This window comes from Stenotrophomonas sp. YJH_SMC_17 (genome assembly GCF_059371655.1).
The window spans coordinates 301,352-326,430 of record NZ_JCAFUU010000003.1 but is presented as its reverse complement, the minus strand read 5'-3'; the positions used below and the strand labels follow the sequence as shown (position 1 = coordinate 326,430).

Here is a 25,079-nt window from a genome sequence, read left to right as displayed (position 1 = left end):
CAGGACAACCGGCACCGCAAGGGCACCGCGCAGGCGCGCGATCCATCGCGCAGGCTGCCGGCCGCCGGGGACCGCCCGGCGCTGGAAGCGCACCGGGTTAGCGGCCGCCAGCCCACCAGGTTGAGGCGCCCGGCGTGCACATTCCTGAATCCGCTCAGGGACGAGCCGGAAACCCGTCCCGTCTCCCCTACTCGGCCACCCGGTCCCTGATCCACTCCGCGCGTGGCAACACTTCGATGCTGCCTGAGGCGTACTGCTGCAGCACGTCGTCCGGCCCGAAGCGCGGCTGCCAGCCCAGCTCCCTGCGGATACGGGCACTGTCGTAGACGCGATCGACGCTCAGCGGCAACGGCCAGCCACGGCGCTCGAACTCGGCCAGCAACTGCGGCACGCGCCGGGCCAACACGTTGCGCGGCTGGGTGGCCAGCTCCAGGCAGTCCTCGCGCCGGAACGGTGTCGCCGCGCAGGCGATGTAGCGGTCGAAGGCCGCGCCCTCATCGAGCAGCAACGCCGCATGCGCGCTGGCCACGTCACGCGCGTCAATGCCGCGGTGCAGGCGGAACATCGCCATCCGCTCCGGCGGTTCCGGGAAGCAGCGCCCCATCCGCAGCACGCGCACACTGAACTCCGGCGCAGCGGCGGCTTCAGCCAGGGCCTCGGCCTGCAGTTTGGTGCAGTGGTAGATCGTGCGCGGCAACGGCTCGGTATCCTCGTCGATCCATCGGCACCCCCCCGCCACCACGGCATGGCCGTACAGCGCCGTGGTACTGGTCAGCACGAAGCGCCGAGCACCGGCTTCGCGCGCCGCCTGCAGCAGGTGCGCAGTGGCGTCCACGTTGATCTGCTGGAACACCGTATCCGGTACCAGGCCAACGTGCGGGGCATGCAGGGCCGCGGTATGGATGACCGCGTCGACGCCCTGCACCGCGCGTACGACGGCCTGATGATCGGTGACATCGGCAATGATGCGCGTGGTGGCAAACGGGCTGCGATCCAGGCCCACCACTTCATGGGCAGCCGCCAACGCACCGAAGATCGCGCGCCCGATCCGCCCGGAACTGCCGGTCAACAGAATCTTCATTGAGTCCATTCACTCGAAGCGCCCGGGAACTACCGGGATGCCTCGATTCTAGGCATGCTGCATGTCGTCTGCGATAGGGCGGTGTTGCAGATGTGCGTTCATCCTGACGACTTCGAGGGCGCCAGCAACTGCCGTGCGATGAACAACGGATCTTCGCCACCTGCAACATCGGGCGTCACACCGGTGCGCTCCCAGTTGCCGCCGGTACGCAGGTTGATGGGCTGGCGGTCCGGAATGCTGATCTGATAACCGTCCGGCAGCAGCACAGGATCATCGAACATATGTGCGGCGCCACCACTGCGGCCGCCGACGATGCGCGCACGTCCCAGGGCCTGCAGCGAACAGGCGACGAACTCGGCCGCCGAGCCGGTGCGGCGGTCGATCAGCACGACCAGCGGCTTCAGGTACAGCGGCAGGCTCGCCGGCGGCAGTGGTACCGCCGTGCGCTGGCCGCGATGCTCAACGGCCTGCACCTGGGTAACGCTGGCCTCCAGCAGCGTGCGTACCAGCAGGTCCGCGCTGCCATCGTCACCGCCGCCGTTCTGGCGCAGGTCCAGCACCAGGCCATCGGTGTCGGCCAGCAGGGTGAACGCCGCCGCCAGCTTGGGGCGAGCCAGATCGAGCGGATGGAAGGTGCTCAGCCGCAGGTAGCCGATGTTGCCCTCCAGCACCCGCACCTCGCGACAGCCGCGAACGCATCCTGCAGTTGAGCCCGCTTGCCCTGCAGGCACTGCCGGCGCTGCAGGCGCAATGGCAGGCCACCGCACGTGCCGCACGCAGCCTCGATGCGGATCTCGGACAGTCGTTGGAGCAGGTGCTGCGCGAGGCACTGCAGGCGCTGGAGCAACGACCGTTCGCGCAACGCCTGGGCGACGCCCGTCGGCGCTGACACAGCGCCGTCTCGATGACGCCCCGCATCTTCGCTGATGCCTGCCGCAGCGTTCGTCTGAATGGCGCCGCCATCAACCAGGTGCGCACATCGCGTGAAGGCCACGACCGCGATGGCGACCTGGACTTAGCACGCGTTGGCCAAGCATGGGCGCCGTCGCCGACCACGGCGCCACCCATGCAGCAGGAGACTTCCCATGACTGAGCAGAATCACCGCTCCAACCGGGGCTTCGCCTCGATGGACCAGGCCAAGCAGCGCGCGATCGCTGCCAAAGGCGGGCGTGCCGCGCATGCTTCCGGCAATGCGCATGAGTTCAGCCCCGACGAGGCACGCGCGGCAGGCCGCAAGGGCGGCGAGGCGATCAGCCGTGATCGGCAGCACATGGCCGCGATCGGACGTGAAGGTGGGCATGCCCGCCACGCCAATGCCCGCCAGCAGCAACAGCAACAGCAAGCCGGGCATGGCGCAGAGGATCCACATCACCAGCAGCGGTGATACCGCGCCCTCAGGCCGCGGCCCGTCGACGGTACAGTTCCGCAGCCACGAGCAGGACCAGCGTGCCTGCCACTGCCATCGCCCAGCCGACGCCGGCGGCCATGGCACTGCGATACTGCGGCGCGGCGTGCAGCGATCCCGGGCGCAGGATGAGATCACGCGCCTGCGCAACAAGCCGCTGCTGACCTGGGCCCTGCGCGGACGCGGCGAACTGCTGCACGGCGTGTTGACCCATCAGGCTGCCCAGCAAGGCGATGATCCAGGCCGGCGTGCACGGCGGCACCGATGACCTGATCGCCATGCCAGCGCAGGATGCGGAGGTCTTCATCGCAGCGGTGGTGGCTGATCGCCTGCGCATGGTCGGCGTTCCGGCAGCGCCGACGCACGGCGGCAGACGCCGCTGAAGCGACGCTGCCCGCTCAGGCGTGAGCGAGGATGTTCAGCAGCCGCCCGAAGGGATCGCGGACGAAGAAGCGGCGCACGCCCCAGGGTTCGTCGGCCGGGCCATACTCCAGCGCGACACCAGCCGAACGCATGCGCTCCAGCACCTGCTGCAGGTCGTCCACTTCGATCGACAGGTCCGGCACCGGCGTGCCGGAACCGCCCTCACTGGCAAAACTGACCTGCGCCAGTGCACTGCCCTGCCCGCCATGGGTGACGATCCAGCCATGGTCCATCACCACTGGCATGCCGAGCAGCTCGCCGTAGAAGGCAGCGGCCCGTTCGGGTTCCGGTGTGGCGATGTTGGGAACGATGCGTTTGACGGCCATGACATTCCTCACCATGAAGACATGCCGAGCCTACCGTATCGAGGCTGACATGCCCGGCGGAAACAGAAGAGCCCCGCCGATGGCGGGGCTCCCACACGGCTCAATCGGCGCGACTCACACGCCCATGCACAGATCGACCACGCAGGTGTTGTACGCCTGCTCGCATTCCCCAGCATCGGCGCCACTGGCCAGGCACATCTGATAGGCCCGCCAGCACGGCTTGTCGCAAGGTTCTACCGGCCCCGCCACTGCCACCGAACCGGTACACGCCAACGCGAACACCGCCACTGCGATCACCTTCCTGATAACACGCATCGACATCACTCCCTGATAAGCCTGGTGAGCCCAGGCCGGCTCACGGTAGCCGGGGAGCCGGGAGGCCAGGTGAATACCCGTGTCACACTACCTTAACGCGTTCATAAAAATTCCTTCACATCACTGGGGGTGATCGGCGCCCTGCGGGGTTAACGGCGTTGTTGTCCGTCAACCAAGGAATGTTGTCCGATGAATCACCCGCTGCACGGCCGTTCGTCCCACTCCCGCTCCCCGCTGCACAGCCGCCTGGCGTTGGCCGTAGCCAGTTCCCTGTTGCTGGCTGCCGCGTTGCCCGCCATGGCCAGCGACTCACTCGACGCCTGGCAGCAGCAGCGCCAACTGCAGGCCGCGTGGGCGCAGCCCGCGTCGCTGGCAAGCTCGCCGGCCGGCGCGAACCGGGTGGCCGCAACGCCCGCAGCAGCAGCCAGCACCACCTCGATCCTCGGTAATCCGGGTGATCCGGCCAGCTGGCGCACGGAAGAATTCAACGCCGACTGGGGCCTGGCCGCGACCCATGCCGACGACGCCTACGCGCGCGGCCTGACGGGTACCGGCATCCGCCTTGGCGTGTTCGACAGTGGCACCGGCCTGGATCATCCGGAGTTCGCCGGAAAGAACCATCGCAGCATCCACATCGCCGACGTGCTCGCTGATGGCACGCGCTGCACCAACACTGCACAGCTCACGGGTCCCGGCGCCTGCTTCTCCAGTGATGGCGACGACGTGCAGGTCAGCTACGTCGGGTTCAACGCAAACGTCCCCCAGAACATCCGCGATCTGATCGTGGCGGGTCCCTATGTACAGCCCGGTATCGGCTACGAAGTACACGGCACCCATGTGGCCGGCACCATTGCCGCCAATCGCGATGGCAACGGCATGCATGGCGTCGCCTTCGGGGCAGATCTCAGCGTCGCCCGCCTGTTCTTCAACAGCGCCAGCGAATGGCAGCGTACGGCGACCGGCTATTCCGTGGTCTCGCTGGGCGGCGTAGGTCCCGACTCGTCCGCCGTAGTCGACATGTACGCGCAGATGAACGCCCAGGGCGTTCGCGCGGTCAACCACAGCTGGGGCCTGACCAAGGAGCCCAATGCAGTACTGATGGATCAGATCTACAACGATCCAGACTATCGCGACTACCTTGCCACTTATGCAGACGGGTCCCGCGCCAGGGGCATGATCCAGGTCTGGGCCGCGGGCAATTCACCTGCACGGGATGCTGCCGCTCCTGTATCTGCCAGCCCTATCGCCGGTATGTACGCCACCCTGCCGCGTGCCTTCGCCGACATCGAAAAATACTGGCTCAGCGTAGTCAACGTTGGACAGGATTTCACCCTCAGCCTGACCTCCAACAAGTGCGGCCTCAGCGCCAACTGGTGCCTGGCGGCCCCGGGCTCCAACATCAACTCCACGGTCTACGGCGATGACTCCGCGGTTGCGGCGTCGTTGGGCGTTGATGCCAACGGCAACCTGTCGCTCGACGTCACCCAGCGCGTGCCGACCTACAGCTACGGGCTGCTCAGCGGCACGTCGATGGCCGCACCGCACGTCACCGGTGCGCTCGGCCTGCTGTTCGAACGCTTCCCCTACCTGGACAGCGCGCAGGTGCGCGACGTGCTGCTGACCACCGCACGCGACCTTGGCGCACCGGGTATCGACGAGATCTACGGCTGGGGCCTGATGGATCTGCGCAAGGCCATCGAAGGCTACGGCTCGCTGCGCGTGGATACCAACGTGGTGATGAACCAGAAGGCCGGTGGCCTGAAGGTCTGGGAAGGCGACGCCTGGGATGACTGGACCAACGACATCGGTGGCCCCGGAAAACTGACAAAGTCGGGCATCGGCTGGCTGCGCCTGAGCGGCGACAACAGCTTCAACGGCGCAGTGCTTCGTGAGGGCACGCTGGAGTTGAACGGCGCCAACACCCTCACGTCTGCGGTCGAGGTACAGGCGGGGCAGTTCCTGCTCAACGGCAGCCTGGTTTCCACCGCACTGACCACCACCGGTGGCGTCAGTACGGTCAGCGCCAGCGGCGTGCTGAAGGACAGCAACCTGACCGTCAACGGTGGCGTGGTGTCCTTCAACGGCACGCAGACCGGCGGTACCACCACGGTCGGTGCCAACGGCCTGCTGAAGGGTGTCGGTACGCTCGGCAGCACCCACGTCGACGGCATCATCGCGCCCGGCAATTCGATCGGCACGCTGACCATCAACGGCAACTACGTACAGGGTGCAACCGGCGTCTATGCCGCCGAACTTGCTCCGGGCGGGCGCAGTGACCAGTTGCACGTGACCGGTACCGCCACCCTCGGCGGTACGCTGGTCGCGTTGCCGGAACCGGGCACCTACTATCTGGGCGAACAGTTCAACTTCATCCGCGCCGACGGCGGTGTCAGCGGCCAGTTCGCCAAGACCGACTTCAGTGCATTCTCGCCGTTCCTGCAGTTCAGCCTCGCCTACGGTGCCAATGGCACCCGTATCGACGTGGCACGCGGTGCCTCGCTGGCCAGCGCCGCCACCACGCCGAACCAGCGCGCGGTGGCCACGGCGGCGGACCTGCTGGCAATCAACCAGGGCCTGCCCAGGCCGCTGACCCAGCTGTTCCCGCAGCAGCTTGGCGGTGTACTGGACGGCCTCGGTGGCGAGCTGCATCCTGCCACGGCCCTGGCCCTGGTTGAAGGCAGCCGCTATGTGCGCGATGCCGCACTGTCACGTCGTGCCGGTGCAGCGTCACCGGGGGCCGATACGGGCGACGCCAGCGGCGCGTGGGTGCAGGCCCTTGGCGGCAACAGCAAGCTGGACGGCAACGCCAATACTGCGCGTACCGAAGCCAACAGCACTGGTCTGCTGGCCGGCATCGACCGCGAGTTTGGTGGCTGGCAGATCGGCGTTCTGGCCGGCACGGGGCGCACCGACGTGAAGCAGCAGGAACGTCGCGCAAAGTCGAAGATCGACAACACCCACTTCGGTGCGTATGCCAGCCACGCATGGGGCGGCTTCGGACTGCGCGGTGGCCTGGCATGGAGCCAGCACAAGGTGAAGAGCACGCGTGATATCGCCTTTGCTGGGTTCAGCGACAGCCTGAGTGCGCGCTACGACGCGCGTACCCGCCAGGCCTTCGTCGAAGCCGGCTACCGCTTCGGCGGCCCGGAGGCCGGGTTGGAGCCCTACCTGCAGGTTGCACGCGTGGAGGTGGACCTGAAGCAGATCAACGAACAAGGCGGCGCTGCAGCGTTGCACGGCAAGGTCGAGGACACTGCCACCACAGTCGCCACGGCCGGCGTGCGCTTCGACAAGGGCCTGAAGGCATCGTTCCAGCAGGACAGCTGGCTGCACCTGCGCGGCGGCCTGGGCTATCGCCACGCCTCGGGCGACCGCAGCCAAGTGGGCAACCTCGCCTTCGCCAACAGCAGCACCACGTTCGGGGTCGAAGGCGCGCCGATCGCCGACGGCGCCGTGGTGGCCGAGCTGGGCCTGTCGGCATGGCTGACCCCGCGCCAGCAGCTGGAGCTCGGCTACAGCGGCCAGTTCGGCAGTGAGAGCCGCGATCACGCCGCAAACGTGCGCTGGTCGGTTCGTTTCTGAACACGCGCGCCCTTCCGGGCGCGTGCTCTCTTGACGGTTTGGGGCGGCCTCGCGGCCGCCCCTTTTTTCTTTATGCTCGGTGCAGTTTGATCAAGCCGCCTTCATGGCGTGCTTGCGGGCGCGCATGACGTTATGGCATTCCTGCACTTCGGGCAACAGCTGGGTGACTTCCTGGCGCACGGCCGGCGGCAGCTCGTTGTCCTTCAGCACGTCCTTGAACGCGCCCAGCAGGCGATCCTCGGACTCCTCCAGCTCGGCCACGTAGCCGTAGTTGGTATCACCGAACGCAGCGCGGACCTTGCCGTAGAACTGCTGCATCGAACCGACAACGGTGCCGTGCTCGGCCGGCTTTCCGCCACTGGCAGCAACCGAGCCACTCAGTGCGGCCACGATGCGGCCCTTGACGCCGGCGATGCGGGTGAACAGTGCCGACAGCTCGGCATCCTTGACCTTGGTCGCCGCTTCTTCATAGAAGGACTTGCCATCGCGGGCGATCTCGATCAGGTCGTTGAGGCGATGTTCGATGGTCGACTGGGTGCTCATGTCATTGCTCCTGTGGGATCGATATGCGGGGGAGAAAAGCAGCATCGCGACGCTGCCTGTGGGACCACTGTGGACACCTCGGCGTGGTTCGCGGGTGAGTACCGATTGATGCGCACGTCACTTCACCCAACCCGCACTGACTGCTTCACGCCATAGCGTTGGGCCGTTCACATCGAACAGCCCTTCGCCTGCATCACCACGGCACGAAGAGGATGATCAGCACGATCACCAGTACCGCGGCGAGCGCTCCCATCAGTACGTTTCGCTGGCGCCAGCTTGGCGTGGGTTTGCCTGGAGTATTCATGTCTGCCTGCCTGTCTGTACGGATGACCCCGGCAGCCTGATGGAAGTGCGCCAGCGTGTGCGTGCAGAGTCCGTGCAGGCCACGTGTACATCGATATCGGCGATGTCGATTCCGAGGACCGTCATTCGTCGGAGGAGTAAAGGCAGGCCTTTCGTCCTGCGGGAGCGTCCCGATGTCGCCGGTTCTCACTGCTTTCGCCACCTCCCCCGACCGCGGCCAGGGGCTGGCCCGCGACATGCGCGTGCGCTGGGCACTGGAGGAACTTGGCGTGCCCTATGACGTGCAGCCGCTGAGCTTCGCCGAGATGAAACAGCCCGCGCATCTGGCACGGAACCCGTTCGGGCAGATTCCCACTTGGCAGGATAGCGACCAGGTGCTGTTTGAATCCGGAGCGATCGTCCTGCAGCTGGCCGAGCTGCACCCTGGCCTGCTGCCGCGCGCCCCGGACGCGCGCATGCGCGCGATCATGTGGGTGTTCGCCGCCCTGAACACGGTGGAACCGCCCATCGTCGAGCGCTCCATGGCGTGGGTGCTGGAGCGCGAGCAGCCCTGGTATGCACAGCGATTGGTGATGCTGGACGAGCGCGTGCGGATGCGTCTCTCGCAGCTGTCTGCGTGGCTGGGCACAGCGGCATGGCTGGAAGGCACGTTCAGCGCGGGCGACCTGATGATGGTCTCGGTGCTGCTGCGCCTGAAGAGCAGTGGCCTGCTCGATGAGTACCCGCTGCTGGTGGCCTATGTGGCACGGGCGACGCAGCGTCCCGCCTATCAGCGAGCGTTCGCGGCGCAGTTGGCGGTGTTCCAGAATGCGTAATCACCACGCCATGCGTGGAAACGCTCAGCGCACCCTGCGTCGGCAGGCGGCCTGCACCAGCATCAACTGCGCCACCAGGATCAGCATCGCGCAGCCGGACAACAGCCATGGGTCGATATACCATTGCGCGTTGAAACTGAAATCACCGGCGGAAATGCGCTTCCAGCCGTTGAAATGCTGCATTGCCGCGACCACGAAGGCGAAGCCGCCCGTGGTGAACGCCAGCCACGGCACGATGAGGCCACCCGGCCGCGCGAACAACGTCAGCAGGCCCAGCAGGCCGATGGCTGTGCGCTGCACGCGGCAATAGGGGCAGACGTAGGCCAACCCGCTCCACTCCACCGACCAGGCCAGCAAGCTGATCAGCACGGCCGCGCCTGCGGCGGTGTACAGGACTTTCGGCGTGATCGTCACGCCGCCCTCGTGTGCCATCCCGTGCTCCTTGGTTGGAAGACCCGCGCAGGGTAGCAGTGCCGCAGCCTCATCCCTTCTTGATGACGGTCCGCTTGCCGATGGTGCTGGTCTTGCCAGCGGTCGGCCTGGCCAGGCCAGGAATCAGGAAATCGGTGACCTTGTGGCCCATCGACACCTTGGACGCCAACCAGCGCGGCATGCGGCCGCGACCGGTCCAGGTCAGGCGCTTGTATTCCGGATCGCGATATTTTGGCGCGACTTTGCCGGATTTACGGCGGGCGGGCTTGCGGGACGGCTCTGGTGCTTCCGGGGTTTCGTCACCGAAGAGTTCTTCAATGGTGTAACCGGCTTCCGCCGCGGCGGCCTTCAAGATCCGCCGCACCGCACTGGCCGGACGGCGGCGGGAAATGAGCTGTTTCCGCTGTTCAGCGGCAACCACCAAGGCGCCCAGCTCCCGAAGGCTGAGCGATTCAATATCGATCGTCATGGTGGAAAGGTCTCCTGCGGGCGGTCAGCTGTCAAGGCGCCTCACCCGGTACGTAGACACGGGCTTCACTGCCGGTGGGCTCCGATCGCCTTCGCCAGCCGTCTCCGAGGAACCGGACGTGAGCAACTCACCGCATTCGCTCGCCTACCTGCTTGCGCGCATCCTGCTGATGGCGCTGTTCCTGGTCTCCGGGCTGGGCAAGCTCGGCGATCTCAGCGGTACCCAGGGCTACATGGAGGCCATGGGGGTACCCGGCATCCTGCTCTGGCCCACCATCGCCTTCGAGATCGGCAGCGGCCTGTGCATCCTGCTCGGCTTTCAGACCCGGCTGGTATCGATCGTGCTGGCAGGCTTCAGCCTGGTCACCGCTTTCATCTTCCACCACAACGTCGCCGATCAGACCCAGCAGATCATGTTCCTGAAGAATCTGGGGTTGGCCGGTGGGTTCCTGCTGCTGGCCTGCACCGGGGCCGGGCGGTACAGCGTTGATGGGCGTGGGCGACGCGGATGAGCACGCGGCATGCCGCCATCACCCCTGGCCCACGGGCGCGACGCGCTGCAGGCGCAGGTTGCGCCATGTCGGCTGGGAGCCGCGAAAATCCACCGCTTCGCCATCGCTGGTGAACAACAAGCCGGGCTCCACCTCAGCAACCAGGCGGATGCCATCGATGTACAGCCAGCCGTGTCGTTGCTCCAGCACAACGAACATCGATGGTTTGCCCCATTGGTCAACGCGATAGCGTCCAAGCCAGGGTTGCCAATGGGGCGCCTGCGACCCGGTGGGCCCATCGATGGGATCGTTCTGGTCCAGGCCATCCTCGCCGTTGCTGCATTCCAGGTGCGCCGGCAGCATGTCCGTCGCCGCATGGTAACGATACGTCGCAACCTCTCCATCGGTGTCCACAGTGAACAGTTGATCGCCGTCGATGGCCGCAAAGCGGGTACCCTCGGCGTGCGCCCCTCGATGCAGTTGCAGCTCGCCGTTTCCAGCAACCCCGATCTTCGCCTTGCCGCTGCGCCCGATCCAGCTTCCCGCCATCCGCTGCACCTGGTCCTGGTTCAACCTGATCGGCGCCAGGGAAGACAGGGGCACACGCGGCTGACGGGTCCCGAAACGCGCCGACAACAGCTGATCGAGCAGACGCTCGCCGATGCCGTACCCCGCAGACGTCGCGCGATTGAACATTGCGGAAAATCCAGCGTTTGCCTGCCTGCAGTAGGTGAATACGCACCCGAATCCGAAGCCCCCGCCGCGGTGGTGCAGCAGCCGCACCGGTGTACTGCCGTAGAGGCGTTCGCTGCGCATGACACCGAGCCCGTAGTCACCGCCCAGGCCGAAACCATGCATCTCGTCCCAAAGGTGTGGCTCGAGCAGTTGCTGCGCACCGGATCGGCCGCCACCGAGCAGGAAGCCAAGATACTTCGCCATGTCGGCGGCACTGGTCCAGACGCCTCCCGACACCACCAGCGGCGTCACTGGCGGCACCTGCGCAAACCCTTCCAGGGTTCCCAGTGCTCGTCCCTTGCTTGCCAGGTAGACCGACGCATCGGCTGTACTGTCGTGCATTCCCAGCGGCTCGAAGATCCGGCGCTGCAGCCAGGCCGGATAGCTGATGCCCGCAACATGCTCAAGGACATGACCGGCAAGGTCGAAGCCCAGGTTGGAGTAGCGATAGCGCGCACCCACTGGAAAGCGCAGCCATGTCTGCGAGATGCTGCGGACGTGCGCATCAAAGCCCGGCGACGCCGGTTCGTAGTTGTTGCCCAGTGGCGCCTCGTGCGTGAATCCCGCGCGATTGGCAAGCAGCAGGCGCAGGCTGATGCGCTCCTGTGGAGCATGCTCGAAGCGGCTGCGCACCGTGAACGACGGCAGATAGCGGGTAATGGGCGCGTCCAGATCAAGGATGCCGTCCTGCACGGCCAACAGCACCGCCACCGCCGCGAAGTTCTTCGAGGTGGACTGGATGCTGAACATCGTGCTGGCGTCTACGGGCACGCTGCCCTGGCCTGATACGTGACCGAAGCCTTCAGTCCAGCGCACCTGCCCGCCTTCGACCAGGCAGACGGCAGCGGCTCCGATGCCGCTGCCGGCCATGGCCGAGCGGATCACGCCGCGTTCCGCGTCGATCAGGTTCCCGGTGGTGACGGTTGGCTGCGCCACCGCAGCAACGCCGGTGGGCATGAGCGCGGCCGCCGGAACAGCCGCGGCATTGGCCAGGAAGGTGCGACGGCTGAGCGTACCAAGCATCAGATCACTCCACTTCAGGATGCCGCCATCTTCCCGCCAGCAGAAATGGCGCGGCATGTGTCATTCGGCACAGAGTGCGGTGATCGATGGAGCTGCGCCTTCGCTGGCTGAGCAGGCCTCAGCCCGGAGGGTCCGGCAAGCGGATTCCCTGCGCCGAAACAAAGGCGCGGGACTCGCTCCAATAGGCCTGTGGCGGTTCCCGCAGCTCTGGTCGTGACCAGTAATCGTTGCCATGCAGTGTGCTCATCACATGGCACCAGCCGTCACGCGGATCGTGAACCTGAAGTCGTCCGCGATGATGGCGCGGATGATACGCGTAGTGGCCAAGCGCCTCCTGGCGTGCTTCATCCGGCGAGCGACCCGCCTGATGGACCAGCGTCCATGCACGCATGTGGCGTGCATGCGCGAGCGCGCCAAGGTACTCGTCCTCATCCAGCAGTGGCACCTGCTCACCGCGGGCCAGGGACAGTGCGTCCGATTCGGCTTCGTAGTCCAGCGACGGCTCCGCCAGTTCCGGGTGCTGCTGCCAATACCCTTCGCCTTTCACGTGCAGCATCGCCCAGTGCCAGGGCTCGTCGTGGAAGATCAGCGCGTGTTCGTACTCGCAGCCGGGGGTCTGGTCGGGATAGCGTTGGCGCGCGTGTTCCATTGCCAGTTCTTCGGCAACCTGCCCGTAGCGCATCAGGCACCAGGCAAACCGGTGCCGGCTGTCTTCGATCTCGGTGGTGAAGTCTTCTACCGGCGTATCGGTGTTGGGCATGGTCGATCCCTGCATGCGAGCCACCCGCCATCGGGCCCGCAGAGTGTGCCGGAATGCACCTGTGCGCAGGGCATCTTCGAAGTCAGCTGAATGACCAGACCACAACAATGTAAACAGAAAATGAATCCGGGCCACGGGGGACTGGGGGAGGGTGCACCCCTTGTCCGTTCTTTGCAGGCGATCCAGATATGCGCAATCCGAATTCAACGCAAGGAACTCCTCCCGGCATCATGGAAAACCGAAGTACATCGCAGAAGTTCGCCGCAGCGCTCATCGTTGCCGTGCTCGTCACGGGGGCAGCAACGGCATTTCTTCTCTTCCGCCCTGCGTCACAGTCCTCGCAGGCAGCACCGGGTGTTGAACAGGCCGGCAGGCAACGCAGCGGCCCCGTCAGCTCGACCCCCCCAGTGGCATCAACCGCGTCACGGCCTGCAAGCAGCACGAACATGCTGTTTCCTGGTGTTCCGCAGAATCGCGACGCCATGGAACCGAAGGAAGATGATCCATTTGATGGGCGTAGCCGCGAAGAGCAGCGCTGGCTGGACGAACACGGCTATCCGAATACCGCGCAATGGGCTTCCTACTCCAGCGCGCCCGATGCGTTGCTGGAACAGGCCGCCAACAACGGCGACAAGCTTGCCCGCACGATGCTGGACTCGCGACGGCTCCCCGATCGAGCGGCCCTGGACCAGATGATGTCGTCCGCAGTGGACGGCAACTACTTTGCGCTGCAGTTGCTTGCGACTCATTTTGCATCCACCGGCCGAGCGGGAAACATCAACGCATACGCGATTTCGCGCGTCCTGGAGATGCGCGCAGACCCTTCCGCTGCGCTTGGCAGGGAAATCATGTTCTCTGCGCCACTCACTATCGAGGAGCGGATGCAGGGGGAGGCCGAAGCGCTTCGTCTGAACGCTACTTTCAATCAGCTCTACCAGGGAAGAACCGGCAACGCGTTCGTTCCCGACTACCGCCCGTTCCCCGTTGACAACTCGCAAGGATGGCAATGAAACCTGTAAGTAAATTCGCCCTGGCCGCCGCAGCTTTCACCGTTACCGGTGTTGCTCTGGCCTGCACCGTTCTTCCAATGCTCCCGTTCTCGATATCGGTCGACCTGAAGGATATCGCGGCGGCCAAGCAAGCCGGGGCCTCGTCCGCAGAGGCACCCAACCGGGCATTCCTGAAGAAGCTGGATGAGACCGCTGAAAGGACCTTCGGTGCGGATGCCTGGCGCAATACGTCCTTCGTCGGCAACGTCATGTACAAGACAAAAATCATGATGATGACCGGCTCAAGCATGATCACCGTCAGCAAGCCGTGCGGGAAGTCGGCAGAAGAGTCTGGCGGCACTGAAGACAGCTTCGCCTCGACTCCCCCGTCAGGCGGCGGCGGCGGCGGTGGCAGCACTGGCGGTGGTGGCGGGATCGGCGGCTGGTTCCCCGGTGGTGGCGGATGCTTCGGCAACTGTCAGCCGCCTCCGCCCGGTCGCGTGGGCCCGATCGAGAATCTTCCGCGATCCTGAGGGCACTGCAACGAAAGGGCATCGCCGTAGGGTGCTGCCCTTTGCTGCCGCTGATGCAACAACCGGGAGCCATCAGGGCTTGGGCCATACGTGTTGTTCATGCTGCAGCATCGGACGTCCTTGGACTTTGAAGGACGTCAATATGGTGGGCCCACCAGGATTCGAACCTGGAACCAAGGGATTATGAGTCCCCTGCTCTAACCGTTGAGCTATAGGCCCTGCGCCGCGCCACAGTGTAGTGGAGCGCGCCCCTGCCCGGCTACTCAGGCATCAACGGCCAGTGCCTTGGCCACCTGCTTCAGCCGCACCTCCGCTATCTCAAGTGTGTCGTGCTCCACATCGTTCATGGTGTAACTCCAGATGCACAAGGGGCGGTACAGCAGGCCGCCCGCGATGTGCGTTGCACTGCGCGTCTGCATCGGTGCCGGTGATGTCCGGCCCGCCTACGGGATGGTTGAGCATCTGTCCGTCCAGACTGCGTCCGCCATTGAGAGAGTTCAAATGGCAGATGCGACACAGGGCAGTTCGCCGGGCGTGGCCCGGCGCGACCGGGCGGGCGTTATGGGACGAATAGTGTTACGTAATTTCCAGCAGTCACCGCCTTCCCAACGCCGGCAGCATTTCACAAACCTTTGCTTGGAAATGGATTTCTCCCAACTCCGAGCGTTCCGCCGCCGGAATAGTGTTACGTAACCAATACGAATCCCGTGACGAATCCTCTGGGCATGGCCCGGCGCGACCAAAGAAAAACCCCGCCGAAGCGGGGTTTTCCTCAACACATCAGCGGTCGCCGGATATCAATCGATATCCAGGAAGCTGCGCAGCTGCTCCGAACGGCTCGGGTGACGCAGCTTGCGCAGGGCCTTCGCTTCGATCTGGCGGATGCGCTCGCGGGTCACGTCGAACTGCTTGCCGACCTCTTCCAGCGTGTGGTCGGTGTTCATGTCGATGCCGAAGCGCATGCGCAGCACCTTGGCTTCCCTCGGGGTGAGGCCGGCCAGCACGTCGCGCACGGTTTCAGACAAGTTGATGTTGGTGGTGTTCTCGATCGGGGACTCCACGTTGGTGTCCTCGATGAAGTCGCCCAGATGGGAATCCTCGTCGTCGCCGATCGGGGTTTCCATCGAGATCGGCTCCTTGGCGATCTTCATCACCTTGCGGATCTTGTCTTCCGGCATGTCCATTTCCTTGGCCAGCTCCTCCGGCGTGGCCTCGCGGCCGTACTGCTGGAGCATCTGGCGGGAAATGCGGTTCAGCTTGTTGATCGTCTCGATCATGTGCACCGGAATACGGATGGTGCGTGCCTGGTCGGCAATCGAGCGGGTGATCGCCTGGCGGATCCACCAGGTGGCATAGGTCGAGAACTTGTAACCGCGGCGGTACTCGAACTTGTCCACGGCCTTCATCAGGCCGATGTTGCCTTCCTGGATCAGGTCGAGGAACTGCAGGCCACGGTTGGTGTACTTCTTGGCGATCGAGATCACCAGGCGCAGGTTGGCCTCGACCATTTCCTTCTTGGCCTTGCGCGCCTTGGCTTCACCGTAGGCCATGGCACGGCTGATTTCCTTCAGCTCTTCCAGGTCCAGCTGGGTCAGCGTCTCGATGTCGATCGTCGCCTGCTGTTCGGCGATGATCTGGTCCTTCACTTCGCGCAGAGCCGAGGACCACTTCTGCTTGCGCTTCAGTGCGTCTTCCACCCACTCCAGGTTGGTCTGGTTGCCTTCCCAGGAACGGATGAAGTCCTTGCGCGGCATGCGGGCAGTGACGGTGGCCAGGTTCAGCACGCGGCGCTCATGGGCCTTGATCGACGCCATGGTGTCGCGCAGCTGCTTAGTCAGCACATCGGTCAGCGGCAGTGGCAGCTTCAGGGTGACGAACACCGCCGACATTTCTTCGCGCAGGCGCGGCAGGTTCTTCTTGTCGCCCTTGGTCGCGGCCTTCTTGAAGGCGTTGAAGGCATCGCTCAGCGCCTGCATGCGCGCAGCGACTTCCTCCGGGTCCGGACCGGTCGGTGCGGCTTCTTCATCGGCACCGTCGACATCCTCGTCCTCGTCCTCGTCGCCTTCGGCGTCCGCATCGCTGCTGTCATCGGCAGCGGCCGCCGGCGGAGCCGGCTCTTCATCGGTCAGATCGTTGAAGCCGACGATCACTTCGGCCAGGCGCTTCTTGCCTTCCTTGTGGGCTTCGTAGTCGGTCAGCAGCGACTCGACCGAGACCGGGAACTGGCCCAGGGCCGCCTGGACCTGCGAAAGGCCTTCCTCGATGCGCTTGGCGATGGCGATTTCGCCTTCGCGGGTCAGCAGCTCAACGGTGCCCATTTCGCGCATGTACATGCGCACCGGGTCGGTGGTGCGGCCACCTTCGGTGTCGAGCGCGCTCAGCGCGGCGGCAGCTTCTTCGGCCGCGGTGTCATCGACTTCGCGGTTGCCGGTGTTGCCGTCGTTGAGAAGCAGGGTTTCCACATCCGGCGCAACTTCATGGACATCGATGCCCATGCCGTTGATCATGCCGATGATGTCTTCGATCTGTTCCGGGTCGACCATGTCGTCGGGCAGATGGTCATTGACTTCGGCGTAGGTCAGGTAGCCCTGTTCCAGGCCCTTGCTGATCAGTTGCTTGATTTCGGATTGGGCAGGACGTTCGTTGGCCATGTAGTGCTCGCGCCACCGGCTAGGGAGAAATAGGGAACGTAGCATTATACCAGCCCGGGGCCCCGCCTGCCGGGCGGTGGTCCCGCAGGCTCAGGGCCGGAGAAGGAAGGTCACGGGACCGTCATTGACCAGGCTGACGACCATATGGGCACCAAATCGGCCCGTTTCCACCCCGGGTGCGTGATTTTCACGACAGATCTCGACAAAGCGATTGAACCCGCGTTCAGCCTCGTCGGGCGGCGCGGCCGTTGTGAAGCTCGGCCGCATGCCCGAACGGGTGTCGGCGGCCAGGGTGAACTGGCTGACCAGCAGCAGGCCGCCGCCGGTATCGCGCAGCGAGCGGTTCATCTTCCCGGCCTCGTCAGCGAATACCCGGTAGCCCAGCAGGCGCTCGGCCATCCGCCGCAGCTGGGCCTCGGTATCGCCCGGCTCCATGCCGACCAGGGCCAGCAGGCCGGGCCCGATCTGCCCCACGGCCTCATCGTCGACATGGACGGCGGCCTGGCTGACACGCTGGATCAGGACGAGCATCGTAGGCTTCCAATGAACAGGGCCGGTCACGATAGCAGCGCCCTTGGCTAAACTGGCGCCGATGAATCCGCAACGCAAAGCCCGGCTGGTCTACCGCGCCACCACCCTGTTCGCCCGCCTGCCCTGGCCGCTCTTGCGGGCGTTCGCGCGCGCCCTGGCGTGGGCGTGGATCGCCCTCAATGCCCGCGAGAGCCGTGTCACCCGGCGCAATTTGGAGCTGGCCTACCCCGAGCTGGACGGCGCTGCCCGCGACCGCCTGCACCGGGAACTGCTGCGCTCCACCGCCCTGCAGGCCATCGAAACCCTGCGGCTGTGGAGCCAGGCGCCGGCCGACAACCTGCGCCTGCACCTGAAGCAGCGCCATGGCGAGGCCCTGTATGACGCGGCCCTGGCCAGCGGCAAGGGCGTGATCGTGGCCGCGCCCCACTTCGGCAACTGGGAGTTGCTGAACCAGTGGCTGGCCTCGCGCGGGCAGATCGCCATCGTCTACAAGCCGCCGGAGGACGAGGCCAGCGATGCCTTCCTGCAGCTGGTGCGCGGCGGGCAGAACGTGCAGCAGGTGCGCGCCGAAGGCCCGGCCGTGCGCCAGCTGTTCAAGGTGCTCAAGGACGGCGGTGCCACCGGCATCCTGCCCGACCAGCAGCCCAAGGCCGGTGATGGCGTATTCGTGCCGTTCTTCGGCGTGCAGGCGCTGACCATGACCCTGGTCAACCGCCTGGCCGAGCGCACCGGTGCCACCGTGCTCTATGGCTGGTGCGAGCGCATCGGGCCGGACATGGAGTTCGCCCTGCACATCGAGCCGACCGACCCGGCCGTGGCCGATCCGGACCCGCTGGTGGCGGCCACCGCCCTCAACGCCGGCATCGAACGCATCGCCCGCCGCGACCCGGCGCAGTACCAGTGGACCTACAAGCGCTATACGCTGCGGCCACCGGGCAGCGACGAGGAAGACCCCTACGCGACCGAAGAGCATCCTCACTGACGGCCGCCCGCCCAAAGCCGCCCGGTCCCTGCGACCCGCGGCCGCACCACGTTGAATACGACGCCGTCGCCCCCATAGAGACTGCGATGTCCGCCTCCCCCGGTCCTGCCATGTCTGCTTCTTCCCTGTTCGGCGATCCGGCCGCGATCCGCTGTGAGCGCGCGGTTGCCGAACTGCGCGCCGGTCGCCCGGTGCTGCTCCACGATGGCCAGGGCCAGCGCCTGGCGGTGATCGCGCTGGACAGCGCCACGGCCAGCAGCTTCGCCGCCTTCGCCACTGCCGCCCGCGAGCGCCACTACCTGTTCCTGACCGCCACCCGTGCCCGCGTGCTCGGGGTGGAGGCTCCCGAGGGCGCGCGCCTGCCGCTGGCCGGCGTCGCCTTCGATGCCCTGCCCTCGCTGGGCTACCTGCGCGAACCGGGCCCGATGCCGGAGGGCTGGAGCGCCGGTGACGCCTTCGATGCCGGCGCGGTGGAGCTGGCCCGCTTGGGCCTGCTGCTGCCGGCCATGGTTGCGGTGCGCCTGGATGCCGATGACCGCACCTTCGACGACGCTGCCGACGTGGCGCTGTGCGACCTGGCCGAAGGCGCAGCACATGCGGCCCACGACTACGAACTGGTGGCGCGTTCGCCGGTGCCCTTGCGCGACGTCGGCATGACCACCTTCGCGGTGTTCCGCGGCGGCGTGGCGCAGCGCGACCAGGTGGCGATCATCGTCGGCGAGCCGGACCTGTCGGCGGTGGTGCCGGTACGCGTGCACTCCTCGTGCCTGACCGGCGACCTGTTCGGCTCACTCAAGTGCGACTGCGGCGACCAGCTGCGACGCGGCCTGCGCAAGCTGAAGGAACTGGGCGGCGGCGTGCTGCTGTACCTGGACCAGGAAGGCCGTGGCACCGGCATCGCCGCCAAGATGCGCGCCTACGGCTACCAGCACGACGGCCTGGACACCATCGACGCCGACGCCCAGCTGGGCTTCGGTGCCGACGAGCGCCGCTACGGCAGCGCGGTGGCGATGCTGCACGGCCTGGGCATTTCGCGCGTGGCCCTGCTCAGCAACAACCCGACCAAGGCGCAGCGCCTGCGCAATGCCGGCATCGAGGTGCTGGACTGCATTCCGGTCACCGGCGAGATCACCGCCGAGAATGAGCACTACCTGCGCACCAAGGCCGACCGTGCCGGCCATATGCTGGATGTCGATGCGCTGATCCAGGCTGCCCAGTAACGCAGCCGACCTGCTACCGTCTGCGCGGTGTGGCCACGGCCGCCCCAGCCCGCCCTGCCGCCTGACGGAGCCCGCGTGACCGACGCATCGATTCCTGCACCGCCCCCCTCTGACTGGCAGACACTGCCGCAACGCGCCGCCCGCCTGGCCGCGCTGGAAGGCGCCCTTGGCGGCCTGTTCGTCCCGGGCCTGCCACTGGCGGCGGCGGCATGGTTCTTCGATCTGCCCGGCAGCCTCTGGACCGCTGCGGCCGGGCTGGTGCTGGGCATCGCCTTCGGTGCATGGCTGGGCCATCGGCGTTTGACCCGCACCCGTTGGCGGCTGGACGCACAGGGCCTGGGCCTGCGCCGCGACCTGATGTGGCAGCTGGAAACGCGCATTCCCATTTCGCGCGTGCAGCACCTGGATCTGCGCCGGGGGCCGCTGGAGCGCCGCGCCGGTCTGGCCACGCTGATCGTGCACACCGCCGGCACCCGCATGAGCGCGGTCACCGTCAGTGGCCTGGACGAAGCCGACGCCGAGCGTCTGCGCGACACCCTCTCGCACCAGTTGGACCAGGACGCCGACGCCCTGTGAGCCTTCCGCCTCCCCTGCCTGCACCGTCGCCTGCCGGTGGCGAGGATCACCGTCTGCACCCGTGGTCGTGGCTGTTCGTGCTGCTGATGCAGCTGCGCCATTACTTCCTGCCGCTGGTCGCGCTGCTGGTGTTCGGCCAGCGCGGCGACCGCGACCCGATGTGGGCGCAGTTGATCCCGCTGACCGCAATCGCGGCGCTGGTGCTGGTATCGGTGCTGCAGTACCTCAGCTACCGTTACCGCATCGGCCGTGATGCGATCACCGTGCGCAGCGGCCTGCTGGCGCGCAACCGTCGCGAGATCCCGTTCGCCCGCATCCACAACGTCGAGGTGCGGCAGAACCCGCTGCACCGCCTGTTCGGCGTGGCCGAGCTGCGCCTGGAATCGGCCGGCGGTGTGCGCCCTGAAGCGGAGATGCGGGTGCTGAAGCTGGACCAGGCGCTGGCACTGGAACGGCTGGTCCGCCAGCGAGGGCAGGCGCCGCACGCCGACGACGCGGTGGATGCGCCGCCCATTGCCGATGTCGACAGCGAACACGTGCTGCTGCGCCTGTCCAGCTGGGACGTGGTGCGCATGGGCCTGTTGTCCAACCGTGGCTGGGCGCTGGCGATCGCCGCCTTCGGCGTACTGTTCCAGGCCGTGCCACGGCCGGTGATGGACGATGCCCTGCAGCGCGGCGGCCGCGAGGCTTTCGGCTATGTCAGCCACCTGCATCCGGGCATGACCGGCGCGTTCCTGCTGCTGGCCGGCGCGCTGCTGCTTGGCTGGCTGGGGCTGCGCGTGCTGTCGGTGGTGCTGACCCTGCTGCGTTACCACGGCTTCACCCTCAGCGAGCAGGAACGCCGGTTGACCGTGTCGGCCGGGCTGCTCAGCCGCACCCGCAGCAGTGTCGCGCGTCGCCGCATCCAGGCCTGGACGCTGCGCGAAGGCACCCTGCAGCGCTGGTTCGGTCTGCGCCAGCTGCGCATCGACAGCGCCGCGGGTGGCCCCTCGCGCGATGAGGACCGCGTCCTGCGCGAACTCGCGCCGCTGGCGTCGAGCGAGCGCTGCACGCAGCTGGTGCAGCATCTGCTGCCACAGCTGCACTGGCCGCCAACGCACTGGCAGTCCATTCCGCAGCGTGGCTGGTGGCGGCTGTGCCTGGGTGCGCTGGTGGTGGTGCCGCTGCTGGCCGCCGCCGGCTACTGGCGCTGGGGCCAGTGGGGCCTGCTGCTGTTGGCCTGGCTGCCGGTGGCGCTGTGGGTCGCGCAACGGCAGATGGCACGCATGGGCTGGTATCTGGACGACCACTACGTGGCCGTGCGCGGCGGCTGGTGGAAGCGCTGGTGGCGCTGGGCCGAACTGGACAAGGTGCAGGGCCTGCGCCTGCAGCGCTCGCCGCTGGACAAGCTGCTGGGCACCAGCAGCCTGCAGCTGGATACCGCCGGCGCGCATGGCGACGTGGCGCTGACCCTGCACTACCTTCCGCAGGCACAGGCGCAGCAGCTGATGGAGCAGCTGGCGGCAGCGCTGGCGCGGCGCAAGCTGCGCTGGTGAGGCGGGCATCCACGCATGGCGTGGATCTACCGGACATCACTGCCTGCGTGGACGCCCGACGGTAGAGTCGACTGTCAGTCGACTGTCGCGCGCAGCGCGGGGTTTTCCGCGGCCAATGGAAGTGCAGTCGACTGACAGTCGACTCTACCCAGTCGGAGCCACCCAGTAGACCTGGCGCCTCCCGTCAACGTTGCGACGGCCCCCAATAGCCCAGATCCTTGCGGATCTGCAGATCACGCACCCAGCTGCCGAACGGCTTGCGGCGCAATGCTCCCATTTCGCCAGACAGGAAATCCTCGGTGGCGGTGATCACACGCTCGCTGGACAGGCCATCGCGGTACGGGTGGATCGCATCGGCATAGCGCACGATCTCCGCCTGCAGCGCGGCGTCAGGATGCAGCGCGCGCTGCAGCATCGCCGGCAGCTGAGTGGCATCGTCGAAGTCGATCATGTGCGGCTTCGGCACGCGGTTGCGGAAGGTCACCACCGGCTTGTGCTGGACGATGAACTCCGAAACGATCGACGAGGTGTCCGACACCAGTACGTCAGCCGCGCGCTGCGCGGCCATCACCTGTTCGGGCTCGATGAAGCGCGCATTGGCACCGGCCAGCGCGCGGTAGCGCTCGAACAGTTCCGGCGGGCACTTCGGGTGCAGGGTCAGCAGCCAGTAGCGCTCGCCGGCAGCGATGTCGGCGGCAATCGGTTCCAGCAGGTGCGGGGCCGCGCTCAGCCGCTCGGTGAAGGTGGAACCAAACAGGATCACCGGGCGGTCGCCGGCCGGCGCGCGCAGTGCGACGCTCTCGCCACCGTCATCGCGGAACAGCGGGTCCAGCTTCGGCCAGCCGGTTTCGGCCACCGCGAAATGGCCCTGCTGCTCGGCGATCTGACGGAACGGCACGGTGGTGGCCGGCCCCTGCGTGCAGTACAGGTCGAACATGCCGCGCACCCGGAAGTGGCCGCGCGCACTGTCGCGCTTTTCCACGTTGAAGCCATGGAACAGCTGTACCTTGGCTCCAGACAGGAAGGTCGGCACCCAGTTGGCGGCGCTGAACACCGCGCGCGGGCGCATTGCCAGCGCCTGTTTCAGGCCCACCGTGGGCACCCCCGGAAGGCTGCTGCCGGCCGCGCCGCCCTCGAACCAGGCCGCCACCTCCTGCCCGGAGGCGTGCAAGGCCTGCGCCAACGGGGCGAGAATAGGCAGCGCATAACGCTCCGTCGCAAACAACAGGTACCCGGCCATCATGTCCTCCACGACCGCTCCCATCGAACGGCCTCGCATCTCGGCGTGCATTATCGCGTTCAACGAGGCCGGACGCATCGGCGACTGCCTGGCCTCGCTGGCCTTCTGCGACGAGATCGTGGTGGTGGACTCGTATTCCACCGATGCCACCGTGGCCATCGCCGAGGCCGCCGGTGCCCGCGTGCTGCAGCGCACGTTCGAGGGTTTCCGCAGCCAGAAGGCGTTCTGCGTGACGCAGGCGCAGCACGATTGGGTGCTGTGCCTGGACGCCGACGAACGCATCAGCCCGGAACTGCGCGCGGCCATCGAGGCCGCGCGCGACGGCGGATTCAGCGGCCACGCAGGCTTCCGCTTCGCGCGCCTGTCCGAGTATTTCGGCAGGTTCCTGCGCCACGGCAATGCCTACCCCGACCGCGTGCTGCGTCTGTTCGACCGGCGCCACGGCGGTTGGCGCGGCAAGCGCGAGATCCACGAAGCGGCCAGCGTGGACGGCAGCGTCGGCACCCTGCGCGGCGATCTCATCCACTACCCGTACCGCTCACTGCAGCAGCAGCTGGCCAAGACCGAGAAGTACGCACGGATGATGGCCGAACACGAGTTCGCACGTGGCAAGCGGGCCACCCTGGGCAAGCTGGTACTGGCCCCGGCGTGGCGGTTCTGGCGCGGCTTCGTGTTCCGCGGCGGCTTCCGCGATGGCTGGCACGGCCTGGTCTACGCCTATGTTCGCGCCAACTACGTGCGCCAGAAGACCATCATGCTGTGGATGCTGGGCAACGGCCAGGCCGTGGCTGACCCGCCGAATCCGTGATCGCCGGGGCCTGCCCGGCGCGCCGGTGCGTCACGACCCGGTGACGGCCCGGTGGCGCGTGCCTTCGACGATCGACAGGCCGGTCAGCAGACCGACCAGAGTCACGTAGAAACTGGCGGTCATCTGATGCGCGAACATCGACTGGGTCAGTCCACACAACGCGTAGGTGGTCACCAGCATGATGCCGGCTGCGGCCGGCCCACGGAAGGTCGGCCGTCCGCTGCGGCGGTGCAGGCGCACGAACACTCCCAGCGGGATGCCATACACCGCCAGCAACAGCAGCAGGCCGGGGACGCCCTGGGTCGCTGCCCATTCGGCTACGTCATTGTGTGCATGCCCCAGGTGGCAGCGCGCCTCTGCCGGGTTCTCGCGGCAGACCGGCACGCGTTCCATCGCACTGTCGAAATGACCGATGCCAACGCCCACCAGCGGGTGATCGAGGAAGGTCTGCCAGGCTACCTGCAGGCGCTCCACGCGGGCGCCGGCGGAAGAATCACTGTCACCCAGCTCCATCCGCTGCACGTCACTGTGCAGCTCGCTCAGGCGGACCTGGTGGCGCAGCTCCGGTACTGACAGCAGCAGGGTCGCACCGATCGCCAGCATGCCGGCCAGCACCGACAGGCGCGCCGCGCCGGTGCGCCAGCGCAGGCTCAGTGCCAGTACCACCAGCAGCGCCAGCAAGGCGGCGAACACGCCGCGGCTGCCGGTCAGCACAATGGTGACGCAGCCGGCAGCCATGCCCAGGATCACCAGCGACCAGCGCCGCGACGGGCGGCAGAACACCAGCAGCACCATCAGCACCATCACGATGTCGGCCAGCACGATGGCATTGGTGAACAGTTCCGCGCGCGGGGCACCAGCGAGTACCTGCCACAGCGACATCGCGAAGGTAGCGAGCAGGCCGGTCAATGACCCGTACCAGAGCCACCGCAGGTTAGGGCGCAGCGCGCAGACCCAGAGCGCAATCCATGGGATCACCACGAACCGGGAACGGTTGTCGACGTCGCGCAGGCCCTGCTCGAACAACACCACCGACAGCACGCCGAGCGCCAGCACCGCCAGCATCAGCCAGGCCAGCACTTTCACCGGCTGACCGGCCATGCCCCGCGCGCGCCACAGCAGCTCCGGCGCCAGCAGGGTGCTGAGCAGCAGCAGGACCCCATACGGCAAGAGGTTGATCGGCACGGTCAGCACGAGTGCCGGCAGGCAGAACAGGCCCAGCTGGGCCAGCGCGTGTGCGGCCCCGTGGCGGCCACCGACGGGAACGCCCAGCGGATCGCCGGCCATGCGGTTCAGGTTGTCCGGTGAAGC

General features: G+C 66.6%; 25 protein-coding genes, 1 tRNA gene and 3 pseudogenes. 13 read left to right on the top strand and 16 right to left on the bottom strand.

Going from position 1 to position 25,079, the window contains the following annotated elements:
• Positions 1 to 187: 187 nt before the first annotated feature.
• Together AC5P8Z_RS11260 and AC5P8Z_RS11255 are read right to left on the bottom strand one after the other, a co-directional pair.
• Positions 188 to 1,081, bottom strand: a complete 894-nt coding sequence (locus tag AC5P8Z_RS11260) for an NAD-dependent epimerase/dehydratase family protein (protein ID WP_495229051.1) — start codon at positions 1,079 to 1,081, stop codon at positions 188 to 190.
• A 98-nt stretch (positions 1,082 to 1,179) separates the two neighbouring features.
• Positions 1,180 to 1,770, bottom strand: a pseudogene (locus AC5P8Z_RS11255) (S41 family peptidase); the annotation flags it as partial.
• On the opposite strand from AC5P8Z_RS11255, the pseudogene AC5P8Z_RS11250 reads away from it, so the two are divergent.
• Positions 1,764 to 1,970, top strand: a pseudogene (locus AC5P8Z_RS11250) (MarR family transcriptional regulator); the annotation flags it as partial. The pseudogenes AC5P8Z_RS11255 and AC5P8Z_RS11250 sit on opposite strands and share 7 nt — an antisense overlap.
• Positions 1,971 to 2,166: 196 nt before the next feature.
• Entirely contained in the window at positions 2,167 to 2,466 is a 300-nt protein-coding gene (locus AC5P8Z_RS11245) for a KGG domain-containing protein (protein ID WP_286070015.1), read from the top strand.
• Positions 2,467 to 2,476: 10 nt separating this feature from the next.
• Here AC5P8Z_RS11245 and AC5P8Z_RS11240 read toward each other — a convergent pair whose 3' ends face one another.
• A complete protein-coding gene (locus tag AC5P8Z_RS11240; RefSeq protein WP_495229050.1) occupies positions 2,477 to 2,716 on the bottom strand; it encodes a hypothetical protein in 240 nt (79 codons plus the stop codon).
• A gap of 1 nt (position 2,717) precedes the next feature.
• Between AC5P8Z_RS11240 and AC5P8Z_RS11235 the strand changes: the two are divergent.
• Positions 2,718 to 2,870: pseudogene (locus AC5P8Z_RS11235) on the top strand (TetR/AcrR family transcriptional regulator); the annotation flags it as partial.
• A gap of 15 nt (positions 2,871 to 2,885) precedes the next feature.
• Here AC5P8Z_RS11235 and AC5P8Z_RS11230 read toward each other — a convergent pair.
• Both AC5P8Z_RS11230 and AC5P8Z_RS11225 read right to left on the bottom strand, forming a co-directional pair.
• A complete protein-coding gene (locus tag AC5P8Z_RS11230; protein WP_495229049.1) occupies positions 2,886 to 3,236 on the bottom strand; it encodes a VOC family protein in 351 nt (116 codons plus the stop codon).
• A 114-nt stretch (positions 3,237 to 3,350) separates the two neighbouring features.
• Positions 3,351 to 3,551, bottom strand: coding sequence for a hypothetical protein (locus AC5P8Z_RS11225; RefSeq protein WP_495229048.1), 201 nt, complete (start codon positions 3,549 to 3,551; stop codon positions 3,351 to 3,353).
• Positions 3,552 to 3,740: 189 nt separating this feature from the next.
• Here AC5P8Z_RS11225 and AC5P8Z_RS11220 point away from each other — a divergent pair, with 189 nt between their 5' ends.
• Positions 3,741 to 7,133 (top strand): autotransporter domain-containing protein, encoded by a 3,393-nt coding sequence (locus AC5P8Z_RS11220; RefSeq protein WP_495229047.1) that lies wholly within the window; start codon positions 3,741 to 3,743, stop codon positions 7,131 to 7,133.
• Between the two features lie 90 nt (positions 7,134 to 7,223).
• On the opposite strand, the gene AC5P8Z_RS11215 is transcribed toward AC5P8Z_RS11220, so the two are convergent.
• A complete protein-coding gene (locus tag AC5P8Z_RS11215) occupies positions 7,224 to 7,676 on the bottom strand; it encodes a PA2169 family four-helix-bundle protein (protein ID WP_005419568.1) in 453 nt (150 codons plus the stop codon).
• Between the two features lie 476 nt (positions 7,677 to 8,152).
• Here AC5P8Z_RS11215 and AC5P8Z_RS11210 point away from each other — a divergent pair, with 476 nt between their 5' ends.
• The gene (locus AC5P8Z_RS11210; RefSeq protein WP_495229046.1) at positions 8,153 to 8,794 is read left to right on the top strand and encodes a glutathione S-transferase family protein; all 642 of its coding nucleotides are present in this window, start codon (positions 8,153 to 8,155) and stop codon (positions 8,792 to 8,794) included.
• Between the two features lie 24 nt (positions 8,795 to 8,818).
• On the opposite strand, the gene AC5P8Z_RS11205 is transcribed toward AC5P8Z_RS11210, so the two are convergent.
• Both AC5P8Z_RS11205 and AC5P8Z_RS11200 read right to left on the bottom strand, forming a co-directional pair.
• Positions 8,819 to 9,226 (bottom strand): hypothetical protein, encoded by a 408-nt coding sequence (locus AC5P8Z_RS11205; protein ID WP_295567068.1) that lies wholly within the window; start codon positions 9,224 to 9,226, stop codon positions 8,819 to 8,821.
• 49 nt (positions 9,227 to 9,275) lie between these two features.
• On the bottom strand, positions 9,276 to 9,695 hold the full coding sequence (locus AC5P8Z_RS11200; RefSeq protein WP_495229045.1) for an H-NS histone family protein: 420 nt from the start codon (positions 9,693 to 9,695) through the stop codon (positions 9,276 to 9,278).
• A gap of 118 nt (positions 9,696 to 9,813) precedes the next feature.
• On the opposite strand from AC5P8Z_RS11200, the gene AC5P8Z_RS11195 reads away from it, so the two are divergent.
• Positions 9,814 to 10,206, top strand: coding sequence for a DoxX family protein (locus tag AC5P8Z_RS11195; RefSeq protein ID WP_286070026.1), 393 nt, complete (start codon positions 9,814 to 9,816; stop codon positions 10,204 to 10,206).
• Between the two features lie 18 nt (positions 10,207 to 10,224).
• Here AC5P8Z_RS11195 and AC5P8Z_RS11190 read toward each other — a convergent pair whose 3' ends face one another.
• Positions 10,225 to 12,000, bottom strand: coding sequence for a serine hydrolase domain-containing protein (locus AC5P8Z_RS11190; protein WP_495229044.1), 1,776 nt, complete (start codon positions 11,998 to 12,000; stop codon positions 10,225 to 10,227).
• Between the two features lie 61 nt (positions 12,001 to 12,061).
• Complete coding sequence (locus tag AC5P8Z_RS11185; RefSeq protein ID WP_286070029.1) at positions 12,062 to 12,703, bottom strand: hypothetical protein; 642 nt, start codon at positions 12,701 to 12,703, stop codon at positions 12,062 to 12,064.
• Positions 12,704 to 12,891: 188 nt separating this feature from the next.
• Between AC5P8Z_RS11185 and AC5P8Z_RS11180 the strand changes: the two genes are divergently transcribed.
• Positions 12,892 to 13,713: a hypothetical protein gene (locus AC5P8Z_RS11180; protein ID WP_286070031.1), complete on the top strand. Its 822-nt coding sequence runs from the start codon at positions 12,892 to 12,894 to the stop codon at positions 13,711 to 13,713.
• Positions 13,710 to 14,225, top strand: a complete 516-nt coding sequence (locus AC5P8Z_RS11175) for a hypothetical protein (RefSeq protein ID WP_286070033.1) — start codon at positions 13,710 to 13,712, stop codon at positions 14,223 to 14,225. Before AC5P8Z_RS11180 ends, AC5P8Z_RS11175 begins: the two co-directional genes overlap by 4 nt.
• A gap of 143 nt (positions 14,226 to 14,368) precedes the next feature.
• On the opposite strand, the gene AC5P8Z_RS11170 is transcribed toward AC5P8Z_RS11175, so the two are convergent.
• The 4 genes from AC5P8Z_RS11170 to dtd form a co-directional block, all read right to left on the bottom strand.
• Positions 14,369 to 14,444, bottom strand: a tRNA-Ile gene (locus tag AC5P8Z_RS11170).
• Between the two features lie 44 nt (positions 14,445 to 14,488).
• A complete protein-coding gene (locus AC5P8Z_RS11165; protein WP_495229043.1) occupies positions 14,489 to 14,644 on the bottom strand; it encodes a hypothetical protein in 156 nt (51 codons plus the stop codon).
• A gap of 378 nt (positions 14,645 to 15,022) precedes the next feature.
• Positions 15,023 to 16,876 carry an RNA polymerase sigma factor RpoD gene (rpoD, locus tag AC5P8Z_RS11160; protein ID WP_495229042.1) on the bottom strand — a complete coding sequence of 618 codons (1,854 nt, stop codon included), beginning with the start codon at positions 16,874 to 16,876 and terminating at the stop codon, positions 15,023 to 15,025.
• A gap of 90 nt (positions 16,877 to 16,966) precedes the next feature.
• Complete coding sequence (gene dtd / locus AC5P8Z_RS11155) at positions 16,967 to 17,407, bottom strand: D-aminoacyl-tRNA deacylase (RefSeq protein ID WP_043034581.1); 441 nt, start codon at positions 17,405 to 17,407, stop codon at positions 16,967 to 16,969.
• A gap of 61 nt (positions 17,408 to 17,468) precedes the next feature.
• Here dtd and AC5P8Z_RS11150 point away from each other — a divergent pair, with 61 nt between their 5' ends.
• From AC5P8Z_RS11150 to AC5P8Z_RS11135, 4 genes are all read left to right on the top strand, one after another.
• The gene (locus AC5P8Z_RS11150) at positions 17,469 to 18,389 is read left to right on the top strand and encodes a lauroyl acyltransferase (RefSeq protein ID WP_286070038.1); all 921 of its coding nucleotides are present in this window, start codon (positions 17,469 to 17,471) and stop codon (positions 18,387 to 18,389) included.
• 86 nt (positions 18,390 to 18,475) lie between these two features.
• Positions 18,476 to 19,609 (top strand): GTP cyclohydrolase II RibA, encoded by a 1,134-nt coding sequence (ribA, locus tag AC5P8Z_RS11145; protein WP_286070039.1) that lies wholly within the window; start codon positions 18,476 to 18,478, stop codon positions 19,607 to 19,609.
• Positions 19,610 to 19,684: 75 nt separating this feature from the next.
• Complete coding sequence (locus AC5P8Z_RS11140) at positions 19,685 to 20,185, top strand: PH domain-containing protein (RefSeq protein ID WP_495229041.1); 501 nt, start codon at positions 19,685 to 19,687, stop codon at positions 20,183 to 20,185.
• Positions 20,182 to 21,720 (top strand): PH domain-containing protein, encoded by a 1,539-nt coding sequence (locus AC5P8Z_RS11135; protein WP_495229040.1) that lies wholly within the window; start codon positions 20,182 to 20,184, stop codon positions 21,718 to 21,720. Before AC5P8Z_RS11140 ends, AC5P8Z_RS11135 begins: the two co-directional genes overlap by 4 nt.
• Before the next feature lie 184 nt (positions 21,721 to 21,904).
• Here AC5P8Z_RS11135 and AC5P8Z_RS11130 read toward each other — a convergent pair whose 3' ends face one another.
• Entirely contained in the window at positions 21,905 to 22,963 is a 1,059-nt protein-coding gene (locus AC5P8Z_RS11130) for a CDP-glycerol glycerophosphotransferase family protein (RefSeq protein WP_495229039.1), read from the bottom strand.
• Here AC5P8Z_RS11130 and AC5P8Z_RS11125 point away from each other — a divergent pair.
• A complete protein-coding gene (locus AC5P8Z_RS11125) occupies positions 22,962 to 23,768 on the top strand; it encodes a glycosyltransferase family 2 protein (protein ID WP_286070044.1) in 807 nt (268 codons plus the stop codon). The genes AC5P8Z_RS11130 and AC5P8Z_RS11125 overlap by 2 nt on opposite strands.
• A gap of 30 nt (positions 23,769 to 23,798) precedes the next feature.
• On the opposite strand, the gene AC5P8Z_RS11120 is transcribed toward AC5P8Z_RS11125, so the two are convergent.
• The gene (locus AC5P8Z_RS11120; protein ID WP_286072063.1) at positions 23,799 to 25,055 is read right to left on the bottom strand and encodes an O-antigen ligase family protein; all 1,257 of its coding nucleotides are present in this window, start codon (positions 25,053 to 25,055) and stop codon (positions 23,799 to 23,801) included.
• Positions 25,056 to 25,079: the final 24 nt, after the last annotated feature.